The organism is Stackebrandtia sp., from assembly GCF_035643755.1.
Lineage (GTDB): Bacteria > Actinomycetota > Actinomycetes > Mycobacteriales > Micromonosporaceae > Stackebrandtia.
Genome location: NZ_DASQPW010000215.1, coordinates 1 through 5,073 on the forward strand (window position 1 = coordinate 1; position 5,073 = coordinate 5,073).

The window sequence follows — 5,073 nt, forward strand, 5'->3', positions numbered from 1 at the left end:
GCGATCAGCTCGCGGTGCGGCGCCCGCCGCGCCGGGTTGGCGTCGGGGCGGTCCCGCTCGGGCTCGGGCGCCACCACCACGGGGGGCACCGCGGGCATCCCCGGCTGCTCGGCGGACGACGCGGAATCGTCGGAGGCCAGCACCGACATGCCCCCCGCCGCCGCGACCCCCATCGCCAGGGTCGTCACCAAGGCCAGGGCGGCCACCACAAAGGTGTGTCGCGGCCATCCCCACTCCGACGAATATCCACTGATCAAACGCATCGCCGCCCCCGACTTTTCCAGGTGCACCACGTGGTGCCGCAGATTCGATGCGGACGGACCGCCCCAGTGTGGTGTCACCGCCCGCCGTTCACGCGACACCGATGCGTCCAGCATGCCTTACTTAGGGCGACAAGGCGAATGCTCAAACGTGTCGGGTTTCGGCACGCCTTGTCGAGTCGAACCGGGGCAGTGTCAGATATTACCGTTAGTCATCTGGCGATCTCATAGGGTCAATGTCATGATCACGGTGTGGAGCATCCAGGAGCTTCTGGAATGCTGGATGGACCCCAAAAGATTCGGCCATCGCGCGACAGGTTCGGCGATCCCGGCCACGCGCACCTGAACAGGGAGGACGTAGATGGTCAACGGCGATCAGAACAGTACTGGTCCCAAGAAAAAGGCGCCCGCAAAGCGCCGCAAGTCAGCATCGACACCGGCGGCGGACCCCGACATGGTGCAGTTGTTGACACCCGAGGGACGGCGAGTCAGCCATCCCGATTACGACGTCTCCATGACCGACGACGAGTATCGCGCGCTGTATCGCGACATGGTCATCGTCCGGCGCCTGGACACCGAGGGCACGGCGCTACAGCGCCAGGGCCAGCTCGGGATCTGGGCGAGCCTTCAGGGCCAGGAGGCGGCGCAGATCGGATCGGGACGCGCCCTGCAACAGCAGGACATGGTGTTCCCGACCTATCGCGAGCACGGTGTGCTGTGGACAAAAGGCATCGACCCGATCATGCCCTTCGGGCTGTTCCGCGGCGTCGACCTGGGCGGCTGGGATTCCCGCGCCTTCAAGTTCCAGATGTACACCATCGTGATCGGCGCGCAGAGCCTGCACGCCACCGGTTACGCGATGGGAATCACGAAGGACGGCAAGGTGGGCGGCGACGACGGCGAGGCCGTGATCGCCTACTTCGGCGACGGCGCGTCCAGTCAGGGCGACGTAAATGAGTCCTTTGTGTACGCCAGCGTGTACAACGCGCCGGTGGTGTTCTTCTGCCAGAACAACCAGTACGCCATCTCCGAGCCGGTGATCCGGCAGGCACGGGTGCCGCTGTTCAAGCGCGCCGACGGCTTCGGATTCCCCGGCGTGCGGGTGGACGGCAACGACGTGCTGGCCACCTACGCGGTCACCAAGACCGCCATGGACAACGCGCGGCACGGAAACGGGCCCAGCTTCATCGAGGCATTCACCTACCGCATGGGCGCGCACACCACGACCGACGACCCCACCCGCTACCGCGACTCCGGTGAGGTCGAGCAGTGGCAGGCCAAGGACCCGATCGAGCGGATGCGGACCTTCCTGCGCGACGACGAGATCGCCGACGCCGACTGGCTGGAGTCCGTCGACGCCGAGGCCAACGACCACGCCCTCAGTCTGCGGGAACGGGTGATCTCGATGCCCGATCCGCAGCCCGCCGCCATCTTCGACAACGTCTATCACGAGGGCTCGCAGCTGGTGGACAGCGAACGCGCCGAGTTCTCGAAGTACCACGCGTCCTTTGAGGGAAGTGATCACCGATGAGCCAGACACTTCGCATCGGAGGCGCCATCGGCGCCGGACTGCGCAAGGCCCTTGAGGACGACCCCAAGGTGCTCCTGATGGGCGAGGACGTCGGCAAGCTCGGCGGGGTCTTCCGGGTCACCGACGGCCTGCAGAAGGACTTCGGCGAGGACCGGATCTTCGACACCCCGCTGGCCGAGTCCGGCATCGTCGGCACCGCCATCGGTCTGGCGATCCGCGGCTACCGCCCGGTGTGCGAGATCCAGTTCAACGGCTTCGTCTACCCCGCCTTCGACCAGATCGTCTCCCAGCTGGCCAAGATGCACTACCGCTCCCAGGGCACCGTCCCGCTTCCCGTGGTGGTCCGGATTCCCTGCGGCGGCGGCATCGGCGCCGTGGAGCACCACTCCGAATCCCCCGAGGCGTACTTCGCGCACACCCCCGGCCTCAAGGTGGTGTCGGTGTCCAACTCCCAGGACGCGTACTGGATGATCCAGCAGGCCATCGCCAGCGACGACCCGGTGATCTTCTTCGAGCCGCTGCGCCGTTACCAGGAGAAGGGCGAGGTGGACGTGTCCATGGCGGACGCGCCGCCGCTGCACTCCGCCCGCGTGGAGCGCCCCGGCGACGACGTCACCGTCGTGGCCTGGGGCTCGATGATGAAGGTGGCGCACGACTCGGCCACCGCGGCGGCCGAGGACGGGCGCTCGCTCGAGGTGATCAACCTGCGAACCCTGTCTCCGCTGGACATGGCGCCGGTCTTCGCGTCGGTGCGCAGGACCGGCCGCCTGGTCGTCGTCCACGAGGCGCCGTCCCATGTGGGCATCGCCGCCGAGATCTCGGCGCGGGTCACCCAGGAGTGCTTCTACTCCCTGGAGTCCCCCGTGCTGCGGGTCACCGGCTACGACACGCCCTACCCCGCCGCCCGCCTCGAAGAGGACTACCTGCCCGATTTGGACAGGGTCCTGGACGCGGTCGACCGGACGTTCACCTACTAACGAGGACACGGGATGTCGAAGTTCGAACAGTTCAATCTGCCGGATCTCGCCGAGGGCCTCGTGGACGCCGAGATCGTGAAGTGGCTGGTGGCCCCGGGTGACGACGTCACCCTGAACCAGCCGATCGTCGAGGTCGAGACGGCCAAGGCGCTCACCGAGATTCCCTCGCCGTACGCGGGCCAGATCTCGAAGCTGCACCACGACGAGGGCGCCACGGTCGACGTGGGCCAGCCGCTGGTCACCTACGACCTGGATCCGAACGGCGAGGCCCCGGCCGAGCCGCCCGCCGAGCCCAAGGCGGACAACGGCGGTGGCTCGCTGATCGGCGAGACCACGGCCGACGGGCGCACCGCGGTGCTGGTGGGTTACGGACCCAAGGCGGTGGTGGCGAAACGCCGCGCCCGCAAGGGTTCGGCGGCCCCCGCGGCGCAGGCGCCCGTGGCACCGCCCGCCCCCGCCCCGGCCCCGGTTCCGGTCGCGCCGACCCCTGCCGTCGCCCCCTCGGGCGGCGGCAGGGCGCTGGCCAAGCCGCCGGTGCGCAAGCTGGCCAAGGACCTCGGCGTGGATCTGTCCACACTGGTGGGTTCGGGGCCGCTGGGGTCCATCACCCGCGACGACGTGAACGGCGCGGCGGCGGGTCCCGCCACCGTGACGGCCGCGCGTCCCGTCGGCGGCGAGGAGCGGATCCCGATCAAGGGCGTCCGCAAGCTCACCGCCGCCAACATGGTCGCCAGCGCGTTCACCGCCCCGCACGTCACCGAGTTCCTGCAGCTCGACGTCACCGACATGATGGCGACGGTGAAGCGGCTCAGGGAGCTGCCGGAGTTCGAGGGCGTCAAGGTGTCCCCGCTGCTGCTGGTCGCCAAGGCCATGCTGCTGGCGGTGCGGCGCCACCCGATGATCAACTCGTCCTGGGACGAGGCGGCCGGGGAGATCGTGGTGAAGCACTACGTCAACCTGGGCATCGCCGCGGCCACCCCGCGTGGGCTGGTCGTCCCCAACGTCAAGAACGCCGAGCAGCTGAGTCTGCGCGAGCTGGCGGAGGCGCTCACCGCGCTGGCCACCACCGCGCGCGACGGCAGGACGCCACCGGCCGACATGAGCGGCGGGACGATCACCATCACCAACGTCGGGGTGTTCGGCGTGGACACCGGGACGCCGATCCTGCCGCCCGGCGAGTCGGCGATCCTGGCGTTCGGCGCGGTGCGCGACCTGCCGTGGGTGCACGAGGGCGCCGTGGTTCCGCGCAAGGTGACCACGCTGAGCCTGTCGTTCGACCATCGCATCGTCGACGGCGAGCTGGGATCGAAGTTCCTGGCCGACGTCGGTCGCTTCCTGGCCGACCCGGGCACGTCGATGCTCGCCTGGACGTAAAACGCTTGAGCCCCAAGGGCCCCGCCGCGATGATCCGCGGCGGGGCCCTTTGCCATTCCCGAAACCCCCATGATCGACGTCACGTGAGGGCCTTCACCTTAAAATCAATGGAATTTCTCACTAGTGTCTGGTGTAATAGATGGGACGACGAGGCCAGAACCTAAAGACGAGCGGAGCCCAGAATGAGCACCTTCAGCCGGATCAAGAACTACCGCCAGCAGCGCGCCGACCGTGCCGCCTACCGGGCCGAGATGGCCCGCCGCGCGAGCAACCCCAACGACCGCGCCCGCCTGGACGTCATGCTTTACACCAGCCGCCTCATGTAAGCGGCCCGAAACTTTTCTCTCTCTGGGGTATGGGGTGCCAATGTGGGGCACCTAGGACCGGTGATCGCATCCGAAAGGACGCGGTCACCGGTTTTTCTTGTGCCACACCGGCCCAAAGGCGAAGGCATTTCCATTAATCGATAGAAAACGGGCGTCGGGGCGAAAGGTCGCGGGCGGTCGCGGGCCGTGGTCGCGATTCGGTAGCGTGTATGCCGAATCATTGAGGATTGACACACGAGCGTGCGCTGGCACGTGGGTGCGAAGCAGGAGGCGCAATGACGTCCGATCCCAATAACCCGTCGGCGTCGCCGGGTGAACCACCCGCGCACAACGATCCGCCTGATGACGAGAACACCTCGGTGATTCGTCCGCAGGGGGGTGGACAGCAGCCCTCGGCCGAACCGCCGACGGCGCAGACGCCCCTGCCGCAGCAGCCCGAGGACCCGGGCACCACGCAGCTGGGGCGCAATCCCCACAACCCGCCGCCCGCGGCCCCCACGTCCGGCTCGGGCGCGCAGTGGCCGCAGATGCCCCCCGCGCCGCAACCCTCGCCGCCGCAGTCGGGACTCGACGAGAACACCTCCGTGCTGCCCGTCCAGCAGCCG

General features: G+C 68.2%; 5 protein-coding genes and 1 pseudogene. 5 read left to right on the forward strand and 1 reads right to left on the reverse strand.

Annotated elements, in window-relative coordinates; all coding sequences use genetic code 11:
- A partial coding sequence (locus VE172_RS16555) for a hypothetical protein (RefSeq protein WP_324803040.1) occupies nucleotides 1–377 on the reverse strand: 377 nt, incomplete at its 3' end.
- Nucleotides 378–621: 244 nt separating this feature from the next.
- On the opposite strand from VE172_RS16555, the gene pdhA reads away from it, so the two are divergent.
- The 5 genes and pseudogenes from pdhA to VE172_RS16580 all read left to right on the forward strand — a co-directional run.
- A complete protein-coding gene (gene pdhA / locus VE172_RS16560; RefSeq protein ID WP_324803041.1) occupies nucleotides 622–1,791 on the forward strand; it encodes a pyruvate dehydrogenase (acetyl-transferring) E1 component subunit alpha in 1,170 nt (389 codons plus the stop codon).
- Nucleotides 1,788–2,768 carry an alpha-ketoacid dehydrogenase subunit beta gene (locus VE172_RS16565; RefSeq protein WP_324803042.1) on the forward strand — a complete coding sequence of 327 codons (981 nt, stop codon included), beginning with the start codon at nucleotides 1,788–1,790 and terminating at the stop codon, nucleotides 2,766–2,768. The genes pdhA and VE172_RS16565 overlap by 4 nt, the downstream gene beginning before the upstream one ends.
- A 12-nt stretch (nucleotides 2,769–2,780) precedes the next feature.
- Nucleotides 2,781–4,142: a dihydrolipoamide acetyltransferase family protein gene (locus VE172_RS16570; protein ID WP_324803043.1), complete on the forward strand. Its 1,362-nt coding sequence runs from the start codon at nucleotides 2,781–2,783 to the stop codon at nucleotides 4,140–4,142.
- A gap of 182 nt (nucleotides 4,143–4,324) precedes the next feature.
- On the forward strand, nucleotides 4,325–4,468 hold the full coding sequence (locus VE172_RS16575; protein WP_324803044.1) for a hypothetical protein: 144 nt from the start codon (nucleotides 4,325–4,327) through the stop codon (nucleotides 4,466–4,468).
- Nucleotides 4,469–4,743: 275 nt separating this feature from the next.
- A pseudogene (locus VE172_RS16580) lies at nucleotides 4,744–5,073 on the forward strand (hypothetical protein); the annotation flags it as partial.